Source organism: Microbacterium sp. M4A5_1d (assembly GCF_053345465.1).
The window spans coordinates 953,407-978,571 of record NZ_JBKFAD010000001.1 but is presented as its reverse complement, the minus strand read 5'-3'; the positions used below and the strand labels follow the sequence as shown (position 1 = coordinate 978,571).

Below are 25,165 nucleotides of genomic sequence, written 5' to 3'. Positions count from 1 at the left end.
GGCTTGATAGCGTTCTCAGAGGACATCCGCAGACAGGGGACCTCATGACCGAACGCGTGACGTGGCTGCTCGTGGACGGCGAGAACATCGACGCGACGCTCGGTCAGTCGATCCTCGGCCGTCGCCCGCTGCCGGACGAGCGCCCCCGCTGGGACCGGCTGCTGCAGTTCGTCGACGAGCAGTGGAAGCAGCCGGCGCGCGGCCTGTTCTTCCTCAACGCCAGCAATCACCTCCCGATGTCGTTCGTGCAGGCTCTGCTGGCGCTCGGCTACAAGCCGGTTCCCCTGTCGGGCGACGCTGACGAGAAGGTCGTGGACATCGCCATCCAGCGCACGCTCGCGGCGCTGAAGGAGCGGACCGATGACGTCGTGCTCGTCAGTCACGACCGTGACTTCGTCGCCGAGGTGGCCGCCCTGACCGGGCCCGACCGACGCGTGGGCGTGCTCGCGTTCTCCGAGTTCCGCAGCAGCGAGCTGACGGCGATCCCCGGCGTCGAGTTCTTCGACCTCGAGTACGACGTGCACGCGTTCGATGCCCCGCTGCCGCGCGTGCGCGTCATCCCGATCGAGACCTTCGACCCGTGGGAGTTCCTCGCCTGATCGGGTCTCGCCGGGTTCACGACCTAACGGCATCCACGGCTGGATGCAACCCCTCGACGCCGCGCGCGGTCGTCTGCCTACCCTGAGACGATGTTGGCATCCGATCTTCCTGAGACCGCATCCCTGCTCGACCTCATCGGCGCCCGCCACCCCGCGAGCGTGACGATCGTGGCCCCGTCGTCGCCGATCCCCACGGATCGGCATCACGCGCAGCTCCAGCTGCGCGAGGGCATCGACGAGGCGGCCCGACAACTGGCCGAGGCCGAGGTCGACGACGCCGATCGTGACGCGGTGCTCGCATCGCTGCGCGCGCTGCTCGACGACGAAGAGTTCTGGCAGAGCCAGTCGCGTTCGACGGTGGTGCTCGCATCCCCGGGCCGCGTCGAGGCGTTCCGTCTGCCGAGCCGCCTCGAGGCGCGCGCATCGGTCGGCGACCGCTTCGACGCCGGTCAGCTGCTGCGCGCCGTGTCGTTCCCGCGTCGAGCATTCGTCATCCAGGTGTCGCGCGAGGGCGGCCGCCTCAGCGAACTCGGGCCCGATCTGGGGCTCACCGAGCGTCGACTCGAGCTTCCCGACGACCTGTGGGCCGCGCTCGAGCACACCACGACCGACGGCCAGCGCGACATGCCGAGGCCGCAGGGGACGACGGGCGACCGCATCGAGCGCGAGAAGTTCAGCCGAATCATCCAGGACGCCGTCGTGCGCGTCGTTCCCACCGACGTTCCGCTGATCCTCGCCGCATCCCAGGACCTCGAGCCGGCCTACCGCGCGGTCAACACCCACCGCCTGCTGCTGGAGCGCGGCATCGACGCGCACCCGGACTCGCTCTCGAGCGCCGATCTCGAACAGGCGGCGCGCGACATCCTCGACGCCCACGAGCAGGATGAGCTCGCGCAGTGGCGTGAGCGATTCGGCTCGCTCCGGGCGCAGGGGCTCGCGACCTCATCCGTCCGCGAGGCCGCCGTCGCCGCGAGCACCGCCGCCGTCGACGAGCTGCTGTTCGACCTGGCCTTCGAGCATGAGGGCGTCATCGACGAGGCCGGGCACATCACCCGCGCGCCCGACGCCGGGCCGAGCACCTACGCGATCCTCGACGAGATCGCCGCGCGCGTCCTGGGCTCGGGCGGTCGGGTGCGGGCCGTCCGCAGCACCGATCTGCCCGACGGCGCGCCCGTGGCCGCTGTGCTGCGCTTCCCGCTGCCCGCCGACCTCGCCTGAGGCGATACACCCGTCGGACCGGCGGGGCTGGTGTCGTCTCGCGGAAGCGGCGAGACTGCACCGGCCCCGCGCCTCCGACGAATGTATCGGCGGACACGGGCGGGGCGGGGCGGGCGCGGGCCGGCGGGGATCAGAGGCTGCGGATGTGCTTGATGTTCGACTTCGCCGTCTCGAGCACCGCGCCGATGCCCCCGGAGTCCTTCGCGCCGAGCACCATCTTCGCCATCGACATCCCGAAGCCCGCGACCTGCTCGGCGGTGATCGACGCCGGCATCGAGAGGGCATCGGGGTCGGTGACGATGTCGACGATGGACGGACCGCGGTGCGCGAGGGCGGCGGAGGCGGCGACCTCGAGGTCTGCCGGGTCGGTCACGCGCTGCGCGTGGAACCCGAGCGCGCGCCCGACGGCGGCGAAGTCCACCATCGGCACGTCGACGCCGAAGTCGGGGAAGCCGGCGACGAGCATCTCGGCCTTGACCATCCCGAGCGTCGAGTTGTTGAAGACGAAGACGTTCAGCGGCAGGTCGTAGGCGGCGACGGTGATGAGCTCACCGAGGAGCATGGAGAGTCCGCCGTCGCCCGCGATCGCGATGACCTGCCGGTCGGGATACGCCATCTGCGCTCCGAAGGCATGGGGGAGGGCGTTGGCCATCGACCCGTGCCGCCACGACGCCAGCAGACGGCGCTCGGGCCCGGGAGTGACATAGCGGGCCTGCCAGACGTTGCCCATGCCGGTGTCGGCGGTGAAGACGGCGTCGGATGCCGCGACCCGGTCGATGACCGACATGGCGCGCTCGGGATGGATCGGCTGCGCATCCGAGTCGGTGTACGCCGCCACCGAGTCCTTCATCGCCTTCCGATACCGCTTGAGCGTGTGTTCGAGGAACGTGTCGTCGGTCTTCGCAGCGGTCCGTGCGCGCAGGGCCGCGAGGGTGAGGCCGACATCGCCGTGGATGGGATGCGTCACGCCCGCTCGACGTCCGAGCCGCTGGGCATCGACGTCGATCTGCGCGATGACGGTCTTCGCGCCGTCGGGGAGGAACTGGTCGTAGGGGAAGTCGGTGCCCACCATGAGGAGGAGATCGACCTCGTGCATCGCGTGGTCGATGGCGCCGTAGCCGAGCAGACCCGACATGCCCACGTCGAACCGGTTGTCGTACTGGATCCACTGCTTGCCGCGCAGCGAGTGCCCCATCGGTGCCTGCAGGTGCTCGGCGAACGCGATGACCTCCTCGCGGGCGTCGCGTACGCCCTCGCCCGCGAAGATCGCGATCTTCTCGGCCTTGTCGATGGCGGCCGCGAGGTCGGCGACGCTACGCTCGTCCGGCGCGATGCGACCGGGGCGAGCGGCGACGAATGGCGGGAACTCGCCGGTCGAGTGCAACTCGGCGAGGTCACCGGGCAGCACGATCACCGAGACGGACGACCCCGCGGTGGCGTGACGGATCGCGGAGTTCACGACGCGCGGCGACTGCTCGGGCGTCAGGATCATCTCGCAGTAGTCGCTGCACTCGGTGAAGAGGCGCTCGGGATGCGTCTCCTGGAAGTACCCCGACCCGATCTGCAGGCTCGGGATGTGGCTGGCGATCGCGAGCACCGGCACACCCGATCGCTGCGCGTCGAACAGTCCGTTGATCAGGTGCAGGTTGCCGGGACCGCAGCTGCCCGCGCACACCGCCAGCTCGCCGGTGAGCTCGGCGTCAGCGGCGGCGGCGAACGCGGCGGCCTCCTCGTGGCGGACGTGGATCCAGTCGATCCCGCCCTCCGCCGCGCCTCCGGTTCGTCGCACCGCGTCGACGATCGGGTTGAGCGAGTCGCCGACGATGCCGTAGATCCGCTTCACCCCCGCATCCATCAGCTGAGCGACGATCTGTTCGGCGATGTTCTGCGGCACGGGGGCTCCTTCTACTGAGGCTGTCGGGACACCCTCAGTCTTCTCCCGCCGCCTGTGCGCGTGCCAGGGGTTGCGAATGGCTCGCCTGAGCGGCAGGCGACCCGCGCTTCAGCCCTTGAGGTCGGGGAAGTCCGACTCGCGCCACTCGGTCGTCGCGCGCTCGCCGGCATCCGCCGCGGCCACCTCGCGCTCGCGCAGCTCGACCCGGCGGATCTTGCCCGAGATCGTCTTGGGCAGCTCGAAGAACTCGACACGGCGCACCCGCATGTACGGCGGCATGTGCTCGCGGGCGTGCGCGAGGATCGCCCGCGCGGTCTCGGCGGATTCCTCCCAGGATGCCGCGAGCGCCACGTACGCCTTCACGATGTTGAGCCGTACGGCGTCGGGCGCCCCGACGACGCCCGCCTCGGCCACCGCGGGGTGCGTCAACAGGATCGACTCCACCTCGAAGGGCGAGACCTTGAAGTCGCTGGCCTTGAAGACGTCGTCGGTGCGTCCGACGAACGTCAGCTGTCCGTCGGCGTCGCGGACGGCGACATCGCTCGTGTGGTAGTAGCCGTCGTGGTCGACCCGGGCGGTGCGCTCGGGCTCGCCGAGGTAGCCGGGCATGAGGTTGAGCGGACGGGTCGGCGCGGTCGGCAGGCAGATCTCGCCCTCATCTCCGATGCGTCCGGTGAGCGGGTCGATCAGCACGATGTCGTTGCCCGGGAGCGGGCGTCCCATCGCGCCGGGCTTGACGGCGACTCCCGGGGTGTTGCCGATGACCGCCGTCAGCTCGGTCTGCCCGTAGCCGTCGCGGATCTGCAGTCCCCACCAGCGCTGGATCGTGTCGATCACCTCGGGGTTGAGGGGCTCGCCCGCCGAGAGAAGCTCGCGCAGTGCGCGGGGGCGCTTCTCGAGGTCGGCCTGAATCAGCATGCGCCAGACCGTCGGCGGGGCGCAGAAGGTGTTCACGTCGTTGCGGTCGAGCTGATCGACCAGGCGTGCGGCATCGAAGCGGGAGTAGTTGTAGACGAAGATCGTCGCCTCGGCGATCCACGGCGCGAAGAACAGACTCCACGCGTGCTTGCCCCAGCCGGGGGCGCTGATCGTCATGTGGATGTCGCCGGGACGGACGCCGATCCAGTACGTCGTCGACAGGTGACCCACCGGATAGCTCACGTGCGTATGCACGACCATCTTGGGTCGCGACGTGGTGCCGGAGGTGAAGTAGACGATGGCCGGATCGTCGGAGGCCACGACGACACCGGGTGCCGCGTCGTCGGCGTCGGCCGCGTCCGCGAACGAGTGCCATCCCGGACGCTCGCCACCCACGACGATGCGCTCGAAGCCGCCCGCGATCCCGTCGAACTTGGCGGCGTCGACCGGGTCGGCGAGGACGGCGCGGATGTCGGCGCGGTCGACGCGCTCGAGGAGGTCGTCGGCGCCCAGCACGACGGAGGTCGGCAGGATGACGGCACCGATCTTGAGGATCGCCAGCATCGCCTCCCACAGCTCGACACGGTTGCCGAGCATGAGCATGACGGCATCGCCGTGCCCGACGCCCAGGCCCGTGAGCCAGTTGGCGACGCGGTTGGAGCGACGACGCATCTCGTCGTACGTGACCCGCGTCTCGCTGCCGTCCTCGTCGACGACGTGCAGGGCGATGCGGTCGTTGCCCGAGGCGATGGCGTCGAACCAGTCGACGGCCCAGTTGAAGTGGTCGCCGACGTCGGGCCAGCTGAACCCGGCGTGGGCTGCCTCGGGGGAGTGCGCGTTGTCGAGCAGGAAGTCGCGGGCGGCGCGGAATGCGGCCGTCGCCGCCGTCGCATCGGGAGAAGACATGGGCCTCGGATCTGTTCTCTCGTCCGGAGCAGGCGCGGCGGACGCCTTCCGAGTCTAGGAAGGAGCGGATGCTGGGCGAAGCATGGGATGCGCGGGTTCAGCGCGAGGCGATCACCGTGGCGCTGCCGTCCTCGACGAGCAGCGCCTGATCGTCGCGTAGCGCGAGGAGCGCGAAGTCCGGTCCGTAGGTGTCGAAGGTGCGGCGGATCAGTTCCGGCGGGTAGGGCGGCAGTGCTCCGTCGGCGTGGGGGATCGGCGTGACATCGATCAGGCCGAGCCCTTCGTGGTTCTCGAGCGCGGGACCGTCGGCAGGATCGTCCATGAGCGATGCGGGCGTCACATCCGGTCCCGCCACGATCGATCCGGCACTGAGTCCGATGTACGGGAGCCCGCGCCGGACGTGGTCGACGAGGACGTCGTCGTTGCCGGAGATCCGCAGGGCTTCGAGCAGAGCGAAGGTGCTTCCGCCGGCGACGTACACCGCCCCCGCGCGCGAGAGCAGACGGTCCGCGTCCTCGGGGGCGGTGTCTCGCAGCGTCGCGTCGATCACGTCGCGGCCGCACGAGCTCACCGCCTCGCGTTCGGCGGCGACGAAGGGCGCATCGCGGAACGCCGCCTGCGCGTCGTCGATGTACACGATCGGGCCCGGACGGTCACAGCCGTCGAGGAACGAGCTCAGCGCGCCGGGATGCAGGGAGAGGAGAAGCAGTCGCACGCCTGCGACGCTATCGAGGGCGGCCGACACCGCTGTGGCGGGAGAGGATGGGGACATGATCCGTGCGTCCGTCCTCGCCTTCCTGCTCGATGCCGTCCTCGTGGTGGCGTTCGCGGCGACGGGCCGGGCGAGCCATGACTCCGATGTGCTCGCAGGCCTCTGGCAGACCTCGTGGCCGTTCCTCGCCGGCCTGCTGGTGGCGTGGGTGGCCGTGCGGGCATGGCGATCGCCGACCGGGATCGTGCCGACGGGTCTCGTCGTGTGGGCGGTCACTGTCGTCAGCGGGATGCTGCTTCGCGCCGTGTCGGGTCAGGGGACGGCGCTGCCGTTCGTGATCGTCGCGACGCTGACGCTGCTCGCGCTTCTGGTCGGATGGCGCCTCGTCGCCCGCGGCATCCGTTCGCTGCGCTCGCGCCGCGGTGAGCGGTCTCGCAGCCGGGATGTCGCTCGCCGCGCGTAACCTGTCGGGCATGCGCCGCCCCACTCCCGATCCTGTCGGTCCCGGACAGGAGTCCGTCTGGGACTATCCCCGTCCGCCCCGCCTCGAACGCGTTCACTCGCGCGTGACGATCGACTTCGCCGCTGTCACGATCGTCGACACCGACGACGTGGTGCGGGTGCTCGAGACGAGCCATCCGCCCGTGTACTACCTGCCGGCCGCAGCGTTCGTGCCCGGCTCGCTGGTCCCGGCGGCAGGCAGCTCGTACTGCGAGTTCAAGGGCGCAGCCGAGTACTTCGATGTCGTGCGCGGCACGGCGGTACGCGAGCGCGCCGCGTGGGGGTACCCGAACCCGTCGCCGGGTTATGAGGAGCTCGTCGGCCGCGTCGCCGTCTATGCGGGAGGGATGGACCGGTGCACGGTCGACGGCGAGGTCGTCGTGCCTCAGCCCGGCGGCTTCTACGGCGGCTGGGTGACGTCGAACCTCGCGGGCCCGTTCAAGGGCATCCCGGGTTCGATGGGATGGTGATCCGCTCGAACCGGCCCGCGGAGGCGTAGCCGCGCTTCGTTCAGCGCTGGGCGCGGGCGAGGTTGGCGCGCAGCTCGTCGGCGTTCTGCCGGACGACGTAGGCGGGCTGGTCGCGCTCGACCCGCCAGCTCTCGGCGAGCGAACCGATGTCTACGGTGTCGAAGCCGAACTCGTCGTAGAGCGCGGTGACGTGCGCGACGGCATCCGGGTGGTCACTCGCGGTCGCGAGCGCCCGACGGTCGGGGGTGCCGGCGGGGGAGCCCCCGGTGTTGATGTCGGCGGCGGGGATGTGGTTGAACGCCTTCACGACCTTCGACTCGGCGAAGTGCCGCTGCGCCATCTCGGACGTCGTGGTGCGCTTCGCCTCCAGCTCGGCGATGCGGCCGTCGCGCTCCCAGTAGTAGTTGTTCGTGTCGAGCACGATCTTGCCCGCCAGTGGTTCGGCGGGGATGTCCTCGAGCGCCTTGAGCGGCACCGTGACGACGGCCCAATCGGCCGCCTCTGCCGCATCCTGGGCGGTCGCCGCCCGTGCACGGTCGCCGAGCTTCGCGACGAGATCGTTGAGCGTCTCCGGCCCGCGCGAGTTGGCGATCACGACGTCGTAGCCGCGTGCGACGAGCCCCTCGGCGAGAGCGCTTCCGATGTGTCCTGCTCCGATGATTCCCACAGTGGTCATGGGGAGGTGAACCGTTGGAACCGGCCCCGGCATTCCCGCAGGTTTGTAGAGACCGGGTTGGTCAGAGGATCTGGCCGATGGGCTCGCGCTTCTCCGCCTGGAACCGGTCCTCGTTGCGCCCACGGGCCCAGTAGCCCGACAGCGAGACCCGGCCGCGGTCGAGTCCGCGCTCGTCGAAGAGCACGCGTCGCAGAGCCTTCATCGACTCGCGCTCGCCGTGGGCGAAGACCTGCACGTCGCCCGCCGGCCAGTCGTACTGCCGCACGACGGCGGCGAGAGCCTCGGGATCGTGGGTGGGGTCGACGATCCACTCAACCTCTACCCCGGCGGGCGCCTCGAGGGCGAGGATCGCGTCGTCGGACTCCACCTCGATGAACGCGTGTCCGACCGCATCCGACGGCAGGGCCTCGAGCGTCGCCGCGATGGCCGGAGCGGCCGACAGATCACCGGCGAAGAGGTGGAAGTCGGCCGCGGCATCCGGGGCGTAGCCGCCGCCCGGTCCCATCAGCTCGATCCGGTCGCCCACCTGCGCGCGCGCCGCCCACGGTCCGGCGAGGCCCTCGTCGCCGTGGACGACGAAGTCGATCGAGAGCGTGCCGGCGACGGCATCCACCCGACGGACGGTGTACGTCCGAGTGACCGGCGCCGACTCGGGCGCGGGGGTCGTGAATTTCAGCTTGACGTACTTATCGGTCTCGGGCCGGTTCTGGAACGCAGCGAAGCCCTCGCCGCCGAGGGTCACGCGCACCAGGTGCGCCGAGAGGCGTTCGGTTCCGACCACCTCGAGCTCAATGCTCGGGCGCGGGGTACGGGTAGCGGTGCGAGAGGAGAGGGCCACCTCATCCACGGTACCCGGGGCGCCGCGGGTCAGGCGAAGCGGACCCAGTTCGCGCCCGCGCCGGTCTCGGCCTGCTCGAGCAGCTTCAGCTCGGCACCGTCGACGGCGTAGAGCGAGACCGTGCGCGACTTCTCGCCCGCCGCGATCAGGCGGTCGCCGGCGGGGGAGAGGACGAATCCGCGCGGCTGCGGCTCGGTGGGGATGAAGGACGCGACGTCCTGCACGGTGCCGTCCTCGGCGACGGGCGCGGCGCCCAGCGTGCTCGTCGAACGCTCCGAGATCCAGAGGTACCGCTCGTCCGCGCCGAAGTGGATGTCGGCGCCCCAGACGGCGTGGTTGGCGACCGGGTCGCCGCCGATCTCACCGCGCACGAGCCCGGCGGCCGGGTCGACCGCGTTGGCCCGGGAGTGCAGCTGCAGGCCGCCCGTCTCCAGATCGCGGATGTAGTGCAGCACCTCGCCGGAGTACTCGGTCATGACGTAGACAGCGTCCTCGGCGCTGTTGAGCACGAGATGGCGGGGGCCGCTGCCGGCGGGCGCTGCGGCGGTGCCCGAGCCGACCGGAGTCAGCGTCAGGTCGTCGCCGAGCGCGAACTGCCCGACGAGGTCGTCGCCGAGCGAGACGAAGTAGGCGAAGCGGCCGTCGGAGGAGGGCAGCACCGAGTGGAGCTTGGCGAACTCGACGCGGCCGGTAGGGTCGCCGATCACGCCGTCGGTGATCGGGGCGACGAGGCCGTAGTCGCCGCCGTACGACGCAGCGAGCAGCGCCGTGCCCCCGCGGGTGAGCGCGATGTAGCTGACCGACCCGTCCGGAAGCGCGAACCGCGAGAGGGGGGTGAGCTCGCCCGTGCCGCGATCGAGCGTGAGCGTGACGATCGCAGCAGGCTCGTCCGAGGACGCGCCCTTGACCCCGGCGTAGACCAGGTCGCGCTCGCCGTCGATGGCGAAGGTGCCGGTTCCGGTGAGGCCTTCGGCGACGAAGAGTCGTTCGAGGGCGTCGCCGTCGAGACGGAACACGCTGATGGTGCTGTCACCCGCGTTGGCGACCAGGACGAGAGAGGAATCAGTCACATCACGAGCCTAGCTCCGCGGCCCGAGACCGACGCGGCGGGCGAGCACGCCGGGGACTGATAAACTCGACGACGGAAGTGTGTCCGAGCGGCCTAAGGAGCATGGCTGGAATCCATGTAGGCGGGGTAACTCGCCTCGCAGGTTCAAATCCTGTCACTTCCGCCACAACGAAGGGCGCCACTCATCCGGGTGGCGCCCTTCGTCATGCCAGGATGCCGTCCCACACCCGCCCGCCCTCGCTGATGCGCTCCGACGCGTCGAGCCGGGCCGCGGCGGTGCCGGGCTTGCGGCGCGCCTGCGCGTGGATGCATCCCGCGAACTGCGCGGTGAAGTCTCGACGCGGATGCCGCTCGGTGACCGCCCGCAGGGTCGCGGCATCCCACAGCTCCGGCGCGACTCCCGAGACGTCGAGGCTCGTCGCGACCTCCAGCAGGTGACCCTCGGGGTCGAGTGCCGGGTCGACGCTCAGCCACATGTGCCGCTCGATGACCTCGCGCACGCGTTCGCGGCGCTCCGGGGGCCACCCCGCACCGGCCGCGAAGAGCCACCCCGCCGCCCCGCCGGCCGATTCGAACGCCACCTCGTGCGTGTCGAAGGCCGGCGTCACGCCGAGGTCGTGGAGCATTGCGGCGACGAACAGCAGTTCGGGGTCGTGGTCGAGCCCGAGCGCCTCGGCGCGCAGCCGCGCCCAGGGCCACGACCGGATGCCGTGGTCCACGAGCGCGGGCGAGGACCATCGACTCACCGCTTCGAGAGCCAGCGCGGCGGTGGGCGTCGGCGGGGCGAGGAGACGGTCGAGATCACGGATCATGCGCTCATTCTGGGGTGGCGGCGACGGCCCGGACCGCCCCGCTACCGACTCCGGCAGACATCAGAGCGGCCGTGTCCCGAAAGCGACGGCGTGTCGGAGTCAGCGGGTGTCACGGAGGGTCATATGGCCCCGACGACCTCGAATCGGGTTTAGCGTCGGTGGGTCGCCATCGCGACGTCATCCCTCTCAGGAGCACCACCATGAGTTCTGCCACCTCGAAGAACGCCGCCGCCCCGGCGAAGCGGAAGAAGCCCTTCTACCGCTCGTTCGGCTTCCAGATCACGATCGCCCTCGTCGCGGGCGTCCTCCTCGGCCTGCTGGCACGTCAGCTCGGGCCCGATGCCGAGGGCAACCCGAACGGGCTCGCCGCGACGCTGTCGACCATCGGCAGCGGCTACGTCACACTGCTGCGCACGGCGGTCGTGCCGCTGATCTTCCTCGCGATCGTCGCCTCGATCACGCAGCTGCGCAACGTCACGAACGCCGCGCGCCTGGCGGGCCAGACGCTGCTCTGGTTCGGGATCACCGCGCTGATCGCCGTGACGATCGGCATCGTGTTGGGCGTCACGATCCAGCCCGGCGCGCGCGTCGACGCCGGTGAGCTCACGCCCGACGTCCCCTCGAGCGTCGGCTCGTGGTGGAGCTTCCTCACAGGCCTCATCCCGCAGAACTTCCTCGGTCTGTCGGTGTCGACCTCGATCAACCCCGAGACGGGTGCCACGAGCTCGAGCGTCGGGTACAACGTGCTCCAGATCATCGTGATCTCGGTCGCGATCGGCATCGCCGCCCTCAAGCTCGGCAAGCGCGCCGAGGCGTTCGTGTCGGTCACCGAGTCGGCACTGAAGGTCGTCCAGCGGGTGCTCTGGTGGATCATCCGCATCGCCCCGATCGGCACCCTCGGCCTCATCGGATCCGCTGTCGTCACCTACGGCTGGGAGAAGCTCACGACGCTGCTCTGGTTCGCCGTGGCGATCTACATCGGCCTCGCGCTCGTGCTGTTCGTGGTGTACCCGGTGCTGCTGAAGACCCACGGCCTGTCGATCCGGCAGTACTTCTCGGGTGTCTGGCCCGCCGTGCAGCTCGCGTTCGTCTCGCGTTCCTCGATCGGCACGCTGCCGCTCACGCAGCGCGTCACGGAGCGCAACCTCGGTGTCCCGCGCGAATACGCCTCGTTCGCCGTGCCGTTCGGGGCGACGACCAAGATGGACGGCTGCGCCGCGATCTACCCGGCGATCGCGGCGATCTTCGTCGCGCAGTTCTTCGGCCTGGAGCTCAACGCGGTGCAGTACCTGCTCATCGTGGTGGTGTCGGTGGTCGGCTCGGCTGCGACGGCAGGCACGACCGGCGCGACCGTCATGCTCACACTGACGCTCACGACCCTGGGCCTGCCGCTCGAGGGCGTCGGCCTGCTGCTGGCGATCGACCCGATCCTCGACATGGGGCGCACCGCGGTCAACGTCGCCGGTCAAGCGCTCGTGCCGACGATCGTCGCCAAGCGCGAGGGCATCCTCGACCGCGAGCTGTACGACGCGGAGCGCTCGGGCGACCCGTTCGCCGACGACAGCGCCGACGAGCTGGAGCCCTCCGTCCGGGCCTGACGCTCGCGCCCACCCGCGATGGGGCGCACTTTCCGGCATCCGGCGCAGCTTCTTCTGCGCTCGACCTCAGGAAGTGCGCCCCATCGGCGTGCACGGGGCGCGCGTAGCGGGTAGGTCAGGCGTGAACGAGGGCGCGGGGGAGCAGGACGGCGCCGATGCGCCGCGGCGTCGAGACGGACGCGAGCAGCCCGCGGCGGACGGCGAGGGCGTCGGATGCCGCGGCGCGGCCGATCTCCGCGTCGCGTTCGCTGCCGGGAACGCCGTAGCTCGCGCGTTCGACCGCGGCGACGAGGGCCTCGATCCTGTTCGCGGGAACCGTCGGCACCGCCGCCAGCCGGATGCCGAGGGCACGGGGGCTCTCGGCGTCGTCCACGCGCAGGCCGACGTCGCGAGCGCTCTCGCGGACGATGCGCCACGCGGCCAGCACATCGCCGCGTTCAGCCGCCGTCGCCTGCCACCGCCGCCGCGCCGCTCCGAGGAGGGCCGGCAGCAGCACGAGGGCCGCGAAGCCGAGGGCGACTCCGCCGTAGGGCAGCACGAGCGAGAGGGGCGACGTCCCGAAGCCCGCTCCCGTCCCCGTCGAGGCGGTCGGCGTCGGTGTGGGCACGCCGTCCGGCGCGACCGTCGCCGTCTGCTGCGGCGCGGGCGCCGGAGGCACGTCCTGCCCGCCGTCGTCAGGCACCGGCTGAGTGGATCGCGTGTAGGTGGCGGGGGTCCCGAGGCTGTTGGTGGGCTCGAACGGCACCCAGCCGATGCCGGCGAAGTACACCTCCGGCCACGCGTGCAGCTGCGAGCTGAGCACCGTCGCGACGCTCTCACCGTCGGCGACCCGGCCGGTCAGCGTCCCCGGCAGGTATCCGACGACGATGCGGGAAGGCATGCCGAGTGTCCGCGCCATGACGGCGAACGCCGAGGCGAAGTGCACGCAGTAGCCGCTGCGGACCTCGAGGAAGTCGGCGATCGCATCGACGCCCGATCCGTCGAACCCGTCGGAGACCGGAGCGTCGAGCGAGTACGTGAACTCCCCACTGCGGAACCAGCGCTGGAGGGCGGCGAGCCGGTCGAAGTCGTTCTCCGCCGTCGCGGTCACCTCGCGCGCCGTCCGCTCGATCGAGGCGGGCATCTCGGCGGGCAGTTCGCTGACCGTCTCGGGGAGGCCGTCGATCGTGGCCCCGGCCGCCTGGATCTGCTCCAGGGTCGGTCGCACGACGTGCGTCGTCGTGACGTATTCCTGGCCCTGCGTGACGGCGTCTCCTGCGATGACCGTGCGGTTCGACGGCATCGCCTCCCACGCGCCCGAGAGGTCATCGACGCGCACGGCCGGGCCGGGAACCGGCAGCCAGGCGGAGGAGAGCTGGGTGATGCTGACGGTCGTCTGGTACTCCGTCACACGGATGTCGGGGTCGGCGACGACGGGACCGAGCGCCTCGGGGGTGAGCGGTGTGGTCTCGTCGCGGTCGGGCTCCCACACCCGGCCATCGAAGCGAGAGAGCGTCGCCGCCCGCAGGTACGGCATGCTCGGCGCGTTTGTGCGCGTCGTCAGCACCTCGACGTCCGTGGGGCGTCGCAGGTCGTCGCCGAGCTCGAGGCTGGCATTGATGGTCGTGGCGGGCCCCGTGCCGACTCCGATGCGGGGTGCCGGGCGGGGGAGTTCCGGGACCACGATGACGGTCGCGACGATCGCGGTCACGGCCAGGCCGGCGGCGAGCACCGCTCCCGCGCGGCGCGGACGCGCGGCGGAGGCCGCCTCACCGCGCGGTTTCTCCGCCGCGGCGACGGATCGGGCGAGGGCGCGCTCGCGAGACCGGGTCTCGGCGCGGATGAGCAGCAGCAGCGCGGCGGCGAAGACGACGAACCCGACCAGGTCGACGGCGGAAGGGACGGACAGGGCGGGGATCAGCCATACCGCGACGAGAGCGATGGCCGCCAGCACGGGCATCCGCGCAGTGATGACGGTGTGGTCGAGCAGCACCGTGAGAGCCGCGACACCGGTCACGGCCAGGGCTGACAGTGGCCGCTCCGCCGAGAGCGGCGCGATGCCGTTGACGATCTGGTCGCTCGCGCCCGCCACGAGAGAGGGCACCTCGGCGAACGTTCCGGGCGTCGGGATCACCAGCAGCAACGCGGTGTCGCCGAAGTACACCGCGGTGACGAGCGCGCCGGCGGCCACCAGTTCGGTCAGAGTCACGACGACGGCGGGCGTGCGAAGTCGTCGCAATCCGATGCCGACCAGCAGCACGGCCGCGGCCACCGTGACCGCGACGACGAGCCACGTGCCGGCGGCGACGACGCGCAGCAGCGGAAGGATCGCCGCGATGATGGCGACGAGGAGGGCCGTCGCCAGGCGCACGTCACCGGTTCGAGTCAGCTCACCGCGCGCGGGCATCGTCGCCGGGCGGCGCCAGAACCGGCGAGACGGATCAGCGGGCACGAGCCGTCCCCCATTCGGTCGCGGCGCGCCAGGTCTCGGTGAGGTCGCCGTCGGCGGAGAGGGCGGCGGCCCGCCAGCCGGCCGCGGACGCCCGCTCGAGGGCGTCGTCCGAGGAATCGGCGGCCAGCAGCACGGGGAGCGCGCTGTGAGCGACCAATGGTGCCAGGGCCTCGGCATCGGCGGCGGTGACCCGCGCCGACACGACAACGACGGGACCGGCGACGGTGCCCGCGAAGAGGCGGGGGAGCGAGGCCAGACGGTCGTCCGATCCGGTGACGATCGTCGCAAGGTCGAGGGCGAGCTGCTCGACCGCGATGATGTCTCCCGCCGGGACGGGTGCGCCGATGGGGCGCGCATCCGTGTCGATGACGGTGACGTCGTAGCCTTCGCGGGCGAGACGGGCGGCGGCCGAGATCGTGGCGGTCACCGCGGCCTCGAACGTCGGGTCCTCGCCCGGTCGCGACGCGGCGGGAGCCCAGCGCGCCGCCGCGCGATCGAGCACGACGGTCGCCTCCGGGGTGGATTCCTGTTCCTCCTGACGCACCATCAGCTCGTCGTGGTGCGCGCTGGCACGCCAGTTGATGCGCCGCATCGAGTCGCCGGGGGCGTAGGCCCGGGGGATGAGGTTGTCGGCGCCCTCGCCCAGCTGATGGGTCGCGGTGTGGAGGCTGCCGCCTGCCTCGCCGGGGTACTCCGTCAGGGGAGGCAGCGTCACCGTCGCCGGCGCGACCGTGATCGGCTCCACGCCACCCGCCCGCACATTGCGACGCGTGAACCCGAACGGATCGGTGACGACGATCGAGAACGGTCCCACGTCGCGGATGCCCCGTCGAGTGCCCCGGATGCGATAGGTCAGCCGGACGTGGTCGAGGGCTGCGGCGCCGGCCAGGATCCCGGAGGCCTCGCCCTCCACGCCTTCGGGCAGGATGTCGGTCCATCGTGCGATCGCGCCGGACAGACCGCCGCGCGCCGTCGCGTGCACCGTGACGACGCTCTCGGTTCCGACCGCGGCGACGTCGGGGGAGAACGAGCGCGATACCTCGCTGTAGCGGTGCACGAACCACAGCGACACCCACCCGAGCGCGACGATCACGAGCAGCAGCACGCCGACGTACACCAGCTCCACGACGCCGAAGGCGTGGGCGCAGACGATGGCGGCGATGCCGATGACGACCGCGCCGACGCCGCGCGGCGTCAGCGGCCACATCCGTCGGAGAGCGCGTCCCAGCGGGTGCAGCCGGCGTCGAGCCGGGGCGGGAGAAGCGGACATGGCGGGCTCAGCGGACCGGGAGAGGCACCGGCACCGTCGCGGCGATGTCGGCGAGTGCGGCCTCGACCACCTCGGCACCGCTCTTGCCGCGGGAGGCGCCGGTCGTGCGTGCCGGGATGAGTCGGTGAGCGAAGACCGGCTGCAGCAGGGCGACGATGTCGTCCGGGATGACGAAGGGGCGCCCGTCGAGCGCTGCCCACACCTTCGCGGCGCGGACCAGCTGCAGCGTGGCTCGCGGACTGGCCCCGAGACGCAGGTCGCGGTGGTCGCGGGTCGCCCGCGCGATCGCGACCGCGTACTCCTCGACAGCGGGTGAGACGTGCAGGCTGCGGGCCCACGCGATGAGATCCTGCACCTCGCGTGCGGTGATGACCGGAGCGAGCGACGAGAGCGGGTTGACGGTGTCGCGCTGGCGCAGCATCCGCGCCTCGGAGGCGGCATCGGGATAGCCCATCGAGATCCGCATCATGAAGCGGTCGCGCTGCGCCTCGGGCAGGGCGTAGGTGCCCTCCATCTCGAGAGGGTTCTGCGTCGCGACCACCAGGAACGGCGCGGGCAGCGCGTGGGTTCGGCCGTCGACCGTCACCTGACGCTCCTCCATCGCCTCGAGCAGCGCCGACTGCGTCTTGGGGGAGGAGCGGTTGATCTCGTCGGCGATGACGATGTGGGCGAAGATCGCCCCCTGCTTGAACTCGAACTCGCGATCGGCCTGGTTGAAGACGCTCACCCCCGTGACGTCGCCCGGGAGCAGATCGGGGGTGAACTGGATGCGGCGCACCGTGGCATCCACCGTCGCGGCGAGCGCTCGCGCGAGCATCGTCTTGCCGACCCCGGGCACGTCCTCGATGAGGAGGTGACCCTCGGCGAGGAGGCACACGAGCGCGGAGCGCACCGCCTCGGGCTTGCCGTCGATGACGCGGGCGATGCTCGCCGAGATCGCGTCGGTGGTGGCGGCGAACCGGTCCGGGCCGAAAGCCGCCTGGATGCCGTCGTTGGTCATGCGATCCCCTCGTTCTCGGCGCCGCGTGTCCCGCCGCGTCGCGCCCATCTGGCGAGAGCCTAACCGCCCCCGGTGACGGGAGGACTCAGGTTCCGGGTTAGGATGGTGACAGCTCTCCGCGAGGCGGCATCCAGGCCAACTCCCCCAGGACGGAAACGTAGCAAGGGTAACCGGGCTCTGCCGGGTTCGCGGAGAGTCTTACTTTTCCCCCACCGTCGTGGCCTGCGGCACCCGCCGCCACGACCCGTGGGGATATTCACGGCTCGTGGTCAGGCCTCTCCCTCTTAGGCTGAACCCGTGGCTCAGAGCATCTACATCACGTCCGCAGAAGGCCATTCCGCGAAGTCGATCATCGCGCTGGGGGTGCTCGAGGCGTTCAGTCGTGTCGCGCCCCGCGTCGGAGTGTTCCGGCCGATCGCCCGGTCGACGGAGGAACGCGACTACGTCCTCGAGATGCTGCTCGACCACGACGGCGTCGACCTCGCGTACGACGAGTGCATCGGCGTCACCTACGACGACATGCGGCGCGACCCCGACGGTGCGCTCTCCCGCATCGTCGAGCGTTACAAGTCGGTCGAGGCCAAGTGCGACGCCGTCGTCATCATGGGCAGCGACTACACGGATGTCGGTTCTCCCGCCGAGCTGAGCTACAACGGTCGCATCGCCGTGAACCTCGGGGCGCCGGTCCTGCTGGTGCTCGGCGGCCGGGCAGGCCAGGGCGGCGGCGAGAAGCTCGGCTCGGCCCCGGCACGCACCCCCGACGAGATGGGGCAGATTGCTTCGCTGGCCGTCGCCGAGCTGCGGGGCGACCGCGCCGAGCTCTTCGCCGTCGTCGCCAACCGTGCCGACGGCGATCGTCTCGACGAGATCGTCGAGGCCGTGCGCGGTGCGGTACCGCAGAACGTCCCGGTCTGGGCCGTGCCGGAGGACCGCTTCCTCGTCTCGCCGTCGGTGAGCACCGTCCTCGCCGCCGTCGAGGGGTCGCTCGTCAAGGGCGACGCCGACCTCCTGGGGCGCGAGGTGCTCGGGGTCGTCATCGGTGCGATGTCGATGGTCAACGTGCTGCCGAGGCTCAGCGAGCGCTCGGTCGTGGTCATTCCCTCCGATCGTGCCGAGGTTCTGCTCGCCACCCTGCTCGCGCACGGGTCGGGGACCTTCCCCTCGCTCTCGGCGATCGTCATCAACGGCGGATTCCCCCTGCCCGAGGCGGTCGACCGTCTGATCGACGGCGTCGGCGAGACGCTGCCGATCATCGCGACCGACCTCGACACCTACGAGACCGCAGCCCGCATCATGGGCACCCGCGGGCGCCTCGCGGCCGATTCCCGGCGCCACTACGAGGCGGCGGCGGCCCTGTTCGAGCGGCACATCGACACCAATGAGCTCACCGAGGCGCTCGGGCTCGCACGCTCGACCGTCGTGACCCCGCTGATGTTCGCCTACGGCCTGGTCGAGCGGGCCCGCACCGACCGCCGCCGCATCGTCCTCCCCGAAGCCGACGATGATCGCGTGCTGCACGCGGCCTCGATCGTGCTCGCCCGCGGCATCGCCGACATCACGCTGCTGGGAGAGGAGATCGAGGTGCGCTCGCGCGCGCTCGAGCTCGGTCTCGACCTGCGCGGAGCCGAGATCCTCTCTCCCTTCGACGCCGTGCACGTCGACAAGTTCGCCCGCGAGTACGAGCGCCTCCGCGCGCACAAGGGCATGACGTACGGCCAGGCGGCCGACACGGTCACCGACGTGTCGTACTTCGGCACGCTCATGGTGCACCTCGGTCTCGCCGACGGGATGGTCTCGGGTGCCGCGCACACGACGGCGCACACGATCCGTCCGGCCTTCGAGATCATCAAGACGAAGCCGGGCGTCTCGGTCGTCTCGAGCGTCTTCCTCATGGCGCTCGCCGACCGCGTCCTCGTCTACGGCGACTGCGCCGTCATCCCCGACCCCACGAGCGAGCAGCTCGCCGACATCGCCGTGTCGTCGGCCGAGACGGCCCGCCAGTTCGGCATCGACCCGCGCGTGGCGATGCTGTCGTACTCGACGGGGGAGTCGGGGACCGGCGCCGACGTCGACAAGGTGCGCGCGGCCACCGCCCTCGTCCGCGAGCGCGCTCCCGAGCTGCTGGTCGAAGGCCCCATCCAGTACGACGCGGCGACCGACGCCGCCGTCGCGGCCAAGAAGATGCCCGGATCGTCCGTCGCCGGCAAGGCGACGGTGTTCGTCTTCCCCGACCTGAACACGGGCAACAACACCTACAAGGCCGTCCAGCGGTCGGCCGGCGCCGTCGCGATCGGCCCCGTCCTGCAGGGCCTGAACAAGCCCATCAACGACCTCTCCCGCGGAGCCCTCGTCGAAGACATCGTCAACACGATCGCGATCACCGCGATCCAGGCCCAGGGAGGGGCATCCGCATGAGCATCGTGCTCGTCATCAACAGCGGTTCGTCGTCGTTCAAGTACCAGCTGATCGACGCCGAGACCGGCATCCCTCACGCATCGGGTCTCGTCGAGCGCATCGGGCAGGAGCAGGGCCGGGTCAAGCACACCGTGTTCTTCCCGCCCGCCGCTGCCGGCGAGCCTGCCGTGACCGCCACCGACGCCACTTCCGAGCGCGAGCTGCCGATCGCCGACCACACGGCCGGCTTCCAGCTCATGCTCGACGCGTTCGCCGAGAACGGCCCGTCGCTCGAGCAGCATCCGCCCGTCGCCGTCGGCCACCGTGTCGTCCACGGTGGCGCGCGGTTCTTCGAGCCCACGCTCATCACGCCTCTCGTCGAGATCAACATCGACGAGCTGTCGGTGCTCGCGCCGCTGCACAACCCCGGTGCGCTGCAGGGCATCCGCGCGGCGAAGGCGGCCTTCGCCGACCTGCCGCACGTCGCGGTCTTCGACACCGCCTTCCACCAGACGATGCCACCTGCCGCCTACACCTACGCGATCGACACCGCGCTGGCCGAGGCCCACCGCGTCCGCCGTTACGGCTTCCACGGCACCTCCCACAAGTTCGTCTCCGAAGCCGCGGCCGCTCACCTCGGGCGACCGCTCGCCGAGCTGCGCCAGATCGTGTTCCACCTCGGCAACGGCGCATCCGTCACGGCGATCGATGGCGGCCGTTCGGTCGACACGTCGATGGGGATGACGCCCCTCGAGGGCCTCGTCATGGGCACGCGCTCGGGCGACATCGACCCCGCGGTGATCTTCCACCTCGCCCGACGCGCCGAGATGACCATCCCGCAGCTCGACGACCTCCTCAACAAGCGCAGCGGAATGCTCGGCCTCGCCGGGGTCTCCGACATGCGCGACATCGAGGAAGGCGTCGCCCGCGGCGACGAGGCGGCCACGCTCGCGTTCGAGGTCTACGCCCACCGGCTGCGCGCCTACGCCGGTGCGTACCTCGCGGAGCTCGGCGGGGTCGACGTCATCTCCTTCACCGCGGGCGTGGGCGAGAACTCTCCGCAGGTTCGTGCCGCGGCACTCGAGACGCTCGGGTTCGCCGAGATCGAGATCGATCCGGCCCGCAACGAGCAGCGCGGGCGCGGCATCCGCCGGATCTCCACGGACGCCTCGCGCGTCGAGGTCCTGGTCGTCCCGACCAACGAGGAGCTGGAGATCGCCCGGCAGACCATCGCCGTGACGGCGTGACTACCCGACTCATTACGCTGGTTCCGTGACCTCGGCTGAGCTTCCCGACCTGACCACCTACGACGGCGTCCTGTTCGACCTCGACGGCGTGCTCACTCCGACCGCCGACGTGCACATGCACGCCTGGCAGACGATGTTCACCGAGCTCTTCAGCGCCTGGGGCATCACACCGGCGTACACCGCCGACGACTACTTCCGCCACCTCGACGGCAAGAAGCGGTACGACGGCGTCGCGAGCCTGCTGCGCTCGCGTGACGTCGAGGTGCCGTGGGGCGATCCGAGCGACGACCCGTCAGCGGACACGATCTGCGGCATCGGCAATCGCAAGAACGCCGTGTTCGAGCGCGTCCTGCGGTCCGAAGGCATCGCGCCCTACCCGGGATCGCTCGCCCTGGTCGACAAGCTCCAGGCAGCCGGGACCCCCATCGCGGTCGTCTCGAGCTCGAAGAACGCGCGCGAGGTCCTCGCCGTCGCTGGCCTGCTCGAGAGGTTCCCGGTCGTCATGGACGGCGTCGTCGCGGAAGAGCGTCATCTGCCCTCCAAGCCCGCGCCCGACGTCTTCGCCGAGGGGGCGCGCATGCTCGGCGTCGATCCGGCCCGCTCCGTCGCCATCGAGGACGCCCACTCGGGTGTCGAGTCGGCCGTCGCGGCAGGCTACGCTCTCGTGGTCGGCGTCGATCGCGGTGCCGGCGCCGATGCGCTGCGTGCGCTCGGAGCCCACGTCGTCGTCGACGACCTCGACGCCTTCGTCTGATCACGTCTACACCCGCCCGCATCGCCCGCCTCCAGCAGCGGGAACCCGTCCTCCGGAAGGCCATCATGATCGATCGCGATCGCTTCCCCGTCGACCCCTGGCGTCTCGTCGAGAGAAGGTTCTCGGTCGAGGACATCGGCGTCACCGAGACGCTCTTCGCCGTCGGCAACGGCTACCTCGGGCTGCGCGGCAATCACCCCGAGGGGCGATACGCGCACGAGCACGGCACCTTCATCAACGGTTTTCACGAGATCTTCCCGATCCGCCACGCCGAACAGGCCTTCGGCTTCGCCGAGGTCGGTCAGACGATCATCAACGCGCCGGACGCGAAGGTCATGCGCGTCTACGTCGACGACGAGCCGCTCTCGCTCGACATCGCCGATATCCGCGACTACGAGCGGGTGCTCGACATGCGCACCGGCGTCCTCACGCGCAAGCTGCTGTGGGTCACCCCCAGCGGCAAGGAAGTGCAGGTCGACTTCGAGCGCCTCGTGTCGTTCGAGCAGAAGCACCTGGCGATCATGCGGCTGACGGTGACGGTGCTCAACTCCGACGCTCCGGTGTCGGTGAGCAGCCAGATCGTCAACCGCCAGGACGGCGAGGACGTCTACGGCGGCTCGGCGCCGGGCCGTGCCGCTCCCGGTTTCGACCCGCGCAAGACCGAGAAGATCGAGGAACGCGTCCTCCAGCCCCAGGAGTACTGGCAGGACGAGGACGGCCGGTCGGTGCTGTCGTACAAGTCGTCCAACTCGGGCATGACGGTGTCGGTCGTCGCCGATCATCTGATCGAGACCGAGAACGAGTTCTCGACACGGCGACTCGTCGAACCCGACATCGCCAAGAACGTCTTCCGCGTCAACGCGCGCCGGGGCGTTCCGATCACAGTGACCAAGCTCGTCAGCTACCACACCTCGCGCGGCGTGCCCGCCCGCGAGCTCGTCGAGCGGAGCCGTCGCGTGCTCGACCGGGTTCGCGAGGAGGGCGTCGAGGTCCAGTTCGAGCGGCAGGCGGCGTGGTGCGCCGACTTCTGGCGCCGCTCCGACGTCCGTATCGGCGGCCACGAGGACCTGCAGCAGGCGACCCGGTGGTGCCTGTTCCAGCTCGCGCAGGCGGCCGCCCGCGCCGACGGGCAGGGGGTCCCCGCCAAGGGCGTGACGGGTTCGGGGTACAGCGGACACTACTTCTGGGACACCGAGGTCTACGTCCTGCCGTTCCTCGCCTACACGACGCCCCTCTGGGCCCGGAACGCGCTGCGCATGCGCTACCTGATGCTGCCGGCCGCACGCCGCCGCGCCCGGCAGCTCAACGAGGCGGGCGCCCTGTTCCCCTGGCGCACCATCAACGGCGAAGAGGCGTCGGCCTACTACGCCGCCGGCACCGCGCAGTACCACATCAACGCCGACGTCAGCTTCGCCCTCGCGAAGTACGTGCGGGCGACCGGTGACGTCGACTTCCTCTACCGCGAGGCGGTCGACATCGCCGTCGAGACGGCGCGGCTGTGGTCCACGCTCGGGTTCTGGCGTTTCAGCGAGAACGGTGACGCCGAGTCGTTCCACATCCACGGCGTCACCGGCCCCGACGAGTACACGACGGTCGTGAACGACAACCTGTTCACGAACGTGATGGCGCGGTTCAACCTGCGTTTCGCGGCGCGCACGGTCCGCGACATGGCCGAGCAGGCGCCGGAGGCGTACCGTGCCCTCACCGAGCGTCTCGACCTCGACCCGGCCGAGGCCGACGGGTGGGAGCGGGCGGCCGAAGCGCTGCTGATCCCGTTCAGCGAGTCGCTGCGCATCCACCCTCAGGACGCGGTCTTCCTCGAACGCGAGGTGTGGGACCTCGAGAACACCCCCGACAGCCAGCGTCCGCTGCTGCTGCACTTCCACCCGCTCGTGATCTACCGCTACCAGGTGCTCAAGCAGGCGGACGTGGTGCTCGCGCTGTTCCTCCAGGGCAACCACTTCACCGACGAGGAGAAGCTGGCCGACTTCGAGTACTACGACCCGCTCACGACCGGCGACTCGACTCTGTCGGGTGTCGTGCAGTCGATCCTCGCGGCCGAGGTCGGATACCAGGACCTCGCGCTGGAGTATTTCCTCGAGTCGATCTACGTCGATCTCGGCGACCTCCACAGCAACGCGTCGGACGGGGTGCACGTCGCCTCCGCCGGCGGTGTGTGGACCGCCCTCGTGTCGGGCTTCGGCGGTATGCGCGACCATTACGGCGCCTTGAGCTTCGACCCGCGTCTGCCGCGTGACTGGCCCTCGCTGGAGTACACGCTGCACTGGCAGGGCACGCGCCTCGACATCACGCTGACGGCCGATGCGATGACGGTCGCCGCCGGCCCCGGCGACGCGGTCGAATTCTCCGTCCGCGGACGCGACGTGCGGGTCGAGGGCGGAGAGACCGTCCGGATACGGCTCGCGGGTCAGGGCCCGCTGCTCTCGGGGCGGCCGTCGCTGCGCCAGCTCGCTGACGCCAGGCGCGAGGACGGGTCGCTGCTGTCGGCGTCGATCCCGGATGCGACCGTCACGACGTCCATCCCCACGGTGACGACGGAGGTTCCCGTGATCACCGGCGAGATCCCCGTCGTCGATGATTACGCGCAGACCTTCGCCGACCAGCAGGTGAGCACCGACTCCTGACGGACGCCGGGGCATCCGGTCCTCGTCTGCGGCGGGTCAGGCCCGCGCGGCGACCTCGCGTGCCCCGGCGGCCGTGGCGGTCGCGTCGGTCATGATCGCGCGGACGGCGTCGCGGCCCGCGCGGTTGGCTCCGACCGTCGACTGCGACGGGCCGTAGCCGATGAGGAAGAGCCGCGGCTCGTCGACCGACCGCCCGTTCGCGACCCGGATGCCGCCGGCTGCGGTCCGCAGGCCCAGCGGTGCCAGGTGGGGGATGTCGGCTCGAAATCCCGTCGCCCACAGGATGGCGTCGGTGCGCTCAAGACCGCCGTCCGGCATGCGCACCCCGGTCGGCTCGATCCGCTCGAACATCGGATGCCGCACGAGCACGCCGCGCTGCTGCGCCGACTCCGCCCAGCGATTCCAGTGCAGGCCGGTGACCGAGATGACGCTGCCGGGAGGAAGCCCCTGCCGCACGCGCTCCTCGACCCCCGCGATGGCCGCGATGCGCGCGGCGGTGTCGAACCCGCCGGCATCCCACCGCAGCTCGTCGCGCGTCACCCAGAAGGTGTCGGCGACGCGGGAGATCTCGTCGAGCAGCTGGATGGCCGAGATCCCGGCGCCCACGATGACGACCCGCTGCCCGGCGAACTCGTCGGCCGAGACGTAGTCGTGTACGTGCAGCTGACGGCCGGCGAAGGTCTCGGCTCCCGGGTAGCGGGGCCAGAACGGGCGGCGCCACGTCCCCGTGGCGTTGACGACCCAGCGCGCCGACCATGACCCGGTGCCCGTCACCACGCGCAGACGACCGCGCGGATCGGCGTCTTCGCGTTCGACGCGCCGCACCTCCACGGGGCGATGCACGCGGAGGTGGAAGCGGCGCTCGTAGTCGTCGAAGTAGGCCGGCAGCACGGTGCGTGCCGGAGCCCGCGGATCGGCCGGCGGCACGGCGAATCCCGGCAGCTCGTGGATGCCGTTCACGGTCTCCATCCGCAGTGATTGCCACCGGTGCTGCCAGGCGCCGCCGGGGCCGTCTTCGGCGTCGAGCACGACGAACGTTCGCACGGGCGCATCGGAGGGCGCGTCTCCGGAGGCGACCGGGACGAACCCGCGACGCCGCAGATGGTAGGCGGCGGAGAGACCGGCCTGCCCTGCGCCGATCACGACGACGTCGACCCGGGCGGCTTCCATGCCCGGTGCAACCGCGCGCGGGCGCGCGCTGTTCCCGCGGTGG

At 70.8% G+C, this 25,165-nt stretch carries 20 protein-coding genes, 1 tRNA gene and 1 other RNA gene; 11 read left to right on the top strand and 11 right to left on the bottom strand.

Going from position 1 to position 25,165, the window contains the following annotated elements; genetic code table 11:
• Positions 1-44: 44 nt before the first annotated feature.
• Together ACLBWJ_RS04710 and ACLBWJ_RS04705 are read left to right on the top strand one after the other, a co-directional pair.
• On the top strand, positions 45-599 hold the full coding sequence (locus ACLBWJ_RS04710) for an NYN domain-containing protein (protein ID WP_282502250.1): 555 nt from the start codon (positions 45-47) through the stop codon (positions 597-599).
• Between the two features lie 90 nt (positions 600-689).
• Positions 690-1,817, top strand: coding sequence for a baeRF11 domain-containing protein (locus ACLBWJ_RS04705; RefSeq protein ID WP_447659803.1), 1,128 nt, complete (start codon positions 690-692; stop codon positions 1,815-1,817).
• Positions 1,818-1,947: 130 nt separating this feature from the next.
• Here ACLBWJ_RS04705 and ACLBWJ_RS04700 read toward each other — a convergent pair whose 3' ends face one another.
• The 3 genes from ACLBWJ_RS04700 to ACLBWJ_RS04690 all read right to left on the bottom strand — a co-directional run bounded on the left by ACLBWJ_RS04700 (position 1,948) and on the right by ACLBWJ_RS04690 (position 6,250).
• Positions 1,948-3,711, bottom strand: coding sequence for a thiamine pyrophosphate-dependent enzyme (locus ACLBWJ_RS04700; RefSeq protein WP_447659802.1), 1,764 nt, complete (start codon positions 3,709-3,711; stop codon positions 1,948-1,950).
• Positions 3,712-3,819: 108 nt separating this feature from the next.
• Positions 3,820-5,535 carry an AMP-binding protein gene (locus ACLBWJ_RS04695; protein ID WP_323987395.1) on the bottom strand — a complete coding sequence of 572 codons (1,716 nt, stop codon included), beginning with the start codon at positions 5,533-5,535 and terminating at the stop codon, positions 3,820-3,822.
• A gap of 97 nt (positions 5,536-5,632) precedes the next feature.
• Positions 5,633-6,250, bottom strand: coding sequence for a Type 1 glutamine amidotransferase-like domain-containing protein (locus ACLBWJ_RS04690; RefSeq protein WP_404568189.1), 618 nt, complete (start codon positions 6,248-6,250; stop codon positions 5,633-5,635).
• A gap of 55 nt (positions 6,251-6,305) precedes the next feature.
• Between ACLBWJ_RS04690 and ACLBWJ_RS04685 the strand changes: the two genes are divergently transcribed.
• Both ACLBWJ_RS04685 and ACLBWJ_RS04680 read left to right on the top strand, forming a co-directional pair.
• The gene (locus ACLBWJ_RS04685) at positions 6,306-6,710 is read left to right on the top strand and encodes a DUF3054 domain-containing protein (RefSeq protein WP_269266736.1); all 405 of its coding nucleotides are present in this window, start codon (positions 6,306-6,308) and stop codon (positions 6,708-6,710) included.
• Positions 6,711-6,720: 10 nt separating this feature from the next.
• The gene (locus tag ACLBWJ_RS04680) at positions 6,721-7,218 is read left to right on the top strand and encodes a DUF427 domain-containing protein (protein WP_112615023.1); all 498 of its coding nucleotides are present in this window, start codon (positions 6,721-6,723) and stop codon (positions 7,216-7,218) included.
• Positions 7,219-7,258: 40 nt separating this feature from the next.
• On the opposite strand, the gene ACLBWJ_RS04675 is transcribed toward ACLBWJ_RS04680, so the two are convergent.
• The 3 genes from ACLBWJ_RS04675 to ACLBWJ_RS04665 form a co-directional block, all read right to left on the bottom strand.
• Complete coding sequence (locus ACLBWJ_RS04675) at positions 7,259-7,894, bottom strand: NADPH-dependent F420 reductase (RefSeq protein WP_404568188.1); 636 nt, start codon at positions 7,892-7,894, stop codon at positions 7,259-7,261.
• 61 nt (positions 7,895-7,955) lie between these two features.
• Positions 7,956-8,732 carry a siderophore-interacting protein gene (locus tag ACLBWJ_RS04670; protein ID WP_404568187.1) on the bottom strand — a complete coding sequence of 259 codons (777 nt, stop codon included), beginning with the start codon at positions 8,730-8,732 and terminating at the stop codon, positions 7,956-7,958.
• Between the two features lie 29 nt (positions 8,733-8,761).
• Positions 8,762-9,802, bottom strand: coding sequence for a lactonase family protein (locus tag ACLBWJ_RS04665; protein ID WP_404568186.1), 1,041 nt, complete (start codon positions 9,800-9,802; stop codon positions 8,762-8,764).
• A 73-nt stretch (positions 9,803-9,875) separates the two neighbouring features.
• Here ACLBWJ_RS04665 and ACLBWJ_RS04660 point away from each other — a divergent pair.
• A tRNA-Ser gene (locus ACLBWJ_RS04660) sits at positions 9,876-9,967 on the top strand.
• Between the two features lie 37 nt (positions 9,968-10,004).
• Here ACLBWJ_RS04660 and ACLBWJ_RS04655 read toward each other — a convergent pair.
• On the bottom strand, positions 10,005-10,613 hold the full coding sequence (locus tag ACLBWJ_RS04655; RefSeq protein ID WP_447659801.1) for a cyanamide hydratase: 609 nt from the start codon (positions 10,611-10,613) through the stop codon (positions 10,005-10,007).
• Between the two features lie 200 nt (positions 10,614-10,813).
• Between ACLBWJ_RS04655 and ACLBWJ_RS04650 the strand changes: the two genes are divergently transcribed.
• Positions 10,814-12,211: a dicarboxylate/amino acid:cation symporter gene (locus tag ACLBWJ_RS04650; RefSeq protein WP_447659800.1), complete on the top strand. Its 1,398-nt coding sequence runs from the start codon at positions 10,814-10,816 to the stop codon at positions 12,209-12,211.
• Between the two features lie 115 nt (positions 12,212-12,326).
• Here ACLBWJ_RS04650 and ACLBWJ_RS04645 read toward each other — a convergent pair whose 3' ends face one another.
• Genes ACLBWJ_RS04645 through ACLBWJ_RS04635 form a run of 3 tightly spaced genes read right to left on the bottom strand, consistent with a single transcriptional unit; the run spans position 12,327 to position 16,912 of the window.
• Complete coding sequence (locus ACLBWJ_RS04645) at positions 12,327-14,642, bottom strand: transglutaminase family protein (RefSeq protein ID WP_447659799.1); 2,316 nt, start codon at positions 14,640-14,642, stop codon at positions 12,327-12,329.
• Positions 14,632-15,912: a DUF58 domain-containing protein gene (locus ACLBWJ_RS04640; RefSeq protein ID WP_447659798.1), complete on the bottom strand. Its 1,281-nt coding sequence runs from the start codon at positions 15,910-15,912 to the stop codon at positions 14,632-14,634. The genes ACLBWJ_RS04645 and ACLBWJ_RS04640 overlap by 11 nt, the downstream gene beginning before the upstream one ends.
• 7 nt (positions 15,913-15,919) lie before the next feature.
• A complete protein-coding gene (locus ACLBWJ_RS04635; protein ID WP_354451045.1) occupies positions 15,920-16,912 on the bottom strand; it encodes an AAA family ATPase in 993 nt (330 codons plus the stop codon).
• 107 nt (positions 16,913-17,019) lie between these two features.
• Between ACLBWJ_RS04635 and ffs the strand changes: the two genes are divergently transcribed.
• From ffs to ACLBWJ_RS04610, 5 genes are all read left to right on the top strand, one after another.
• Positions 17,020-17,116: signal recognition particle sRNA small type (gene ffs / locus ACLBWJ_RS04630), an RNA gene on the top strand.
• A 93-nt stretch (positions 17,117-17,209) separates the two neighbouring features.
• Positions 17,210-19,327 carry a phosphate acetyltransferase gene (pta, locus tag ACLBWJ_RS04625; protein WP_269266720.1) on the top strand — a complete coding sequence of 706 codons (2,118 nt, stop codon included), beginning with the start codon at positions 17,210-17,212 and terminating at the stop codon, positions 19,325-19,327.
• Positions 19,324-20,553 carry an acetate/propionate family kinase gene (locus tag ACLBWJ_RS04620; protein WP_447659797.1) on the top strand — a complete coding sequence of 410 codons (1,230 nt, stop codon included), beginning with the start codon at positions 19,324-19,326 and terminating at the stop codon, positions 20,551-20,553. The genes pta and ACLBWJ_RS04620 overlap by 4 nt, the downstream gene beginning before the upstream one ends.
• A gap of 25 nt (positions 20,554-20,578) precedes the next feature.
• Positions 20,579-21,307 carry an HAD family hydrolase gene (locus ACLBWJ_RS04615; RefSeq protein ID WP_114588030.1) on the top strand — a complete coding sequence of 243 codons (729 nt, stop codon included), beginning with the start codon at positions 20,579-20,581 and terminating at the stop codon, positions 21,305-21,307.
• Between the two features lie 65 nt (positions 21,308-21,372).
• Entirely contained in the window at positions 21,373-23,952 is a 2,580-nt protein-coding gene (locus tag ACLBWJ_RS04610; protein ID WP_447659796.1) for a glycoside hydrolase family 65 protein, read from the top strand.
• A gap of 36 nt (positions 23,953-23,988) precedes the next feature.
• Here the strand turns inward: ACLBWJ_RS04610 and ACLBWJ_RS04605 are convergent, their stop codons facing one another.
• Positions 23,989-25,122 carry an NAD(P)-binding domain-containing protein gene (locus tag ACLBWJ_RS04605; protein ID WP_447659795.1) on the bottom strand — a complete coding sequence of 378 codons (1,134 nt, stop codon included), beginning with the start codon at positions 25,120-25,122 and terminating at the stop codon, positions 23,989-23,991.
• Positions 25,123-25,165 lie beyond the last annotated feature (43 nt).

Bases quoted from the DNA above. Each gene is read 5' to 3' on its own strand.
- ACLBWJ_RS04710 (WP_282502250.1), top strand. From the start codon at position 45: ATGACCGAACGCGTGACGTGGCTGCTCGTGGACGGCGAGAACATCGAC.
- ACLBWJ_RS04705 (WP_447659803.1), top strand. From the start codon at position 690: ATGTTGGCATCCGATCTTCCTGAGACCGCATCCCTGCTCGACCTCATC.
- ACLBWJ_RS04695 (WP_323987395.1), bottom strand. From the start codon at position 5,535: ATGTCTTCTCCCGATGCGACGGCGGCGACGGCCGCATTCCGCGCCGCC.
- ACLBWJ_RS04685 (WP_269266736.1), top strand. From the start codon at position 6,306: ATGATCCGTGCGTCCGTCCTCGCCTTCCTGCTCGATGCCGTCCTCGTG.
- ACLBWJ_RS04680 (WP_112615023.1), top strand. From the start codon at position 6,721: ATGCGCCGCCCCACTCCCGATCCTGTCGGTCCCGGACAGGAGTCCGTC.
- ACLBWJ_RS04675 (WP_404568188.1), bottom strand. From the start codon at position 7,894: ATGACCACTGTGGGAATCATCGGAGCAGGACACATCGGAAGCGCTCTC.
- ACLBWJ_RS04655 (WP_447659801.1), bottom strand. From the start codon at position 10,613: ATGATCCGTGATCTCGACCGTCTCCTCGCCCCGCCGACGCCCACCGCC.
- ACLBWJ_RS04650 (WP_447659800.1), top strand. From the start codon at position 10,814: ATGAGTTCTGCCACCTCGAAGAACGCCGCCGCCCCGGCGAAGCGGAAG.
- ACLBWJ_RS04640 (WP_447659798.1), bottom strand. From the start codon at position 15,912: ATGTCCGCTTCTCCCGCCCCGGCTCGACGCCGGCTGCACCCGCTGGGA.
- ACLBWJ_RS04635 (WP_354451045.1), bottom strand. From the start codon at position 16,912: ATGACCAACGACGGCATCCAGGCGGCTTTCGGCCCGGACCGGTTCGCC.
- ACLBWJ_RS04620 (WP_447659797.1), top strand. From the start codon at position 19,324: ATGAGCATCGTGCTCGTCATCAACAGCGGTTCGTCGTCGTTCAAGTAC.
- ACLBWJ_RS04610 (WP_447659796.1), top strand. From the start codon at position 21,373: ATGATCGATCGCGATCGCTTCCCCGTCGACCCCTGGCGTCTCGTCGAG.
- ACLBWJ_RS04605 (WP_447659795.1), bottom strand. From the start codon at position 25,122: ATGGAAGCCGCCCGGGTCGACGTCGTCGTGATCGGCGCAGGGCAGGCC.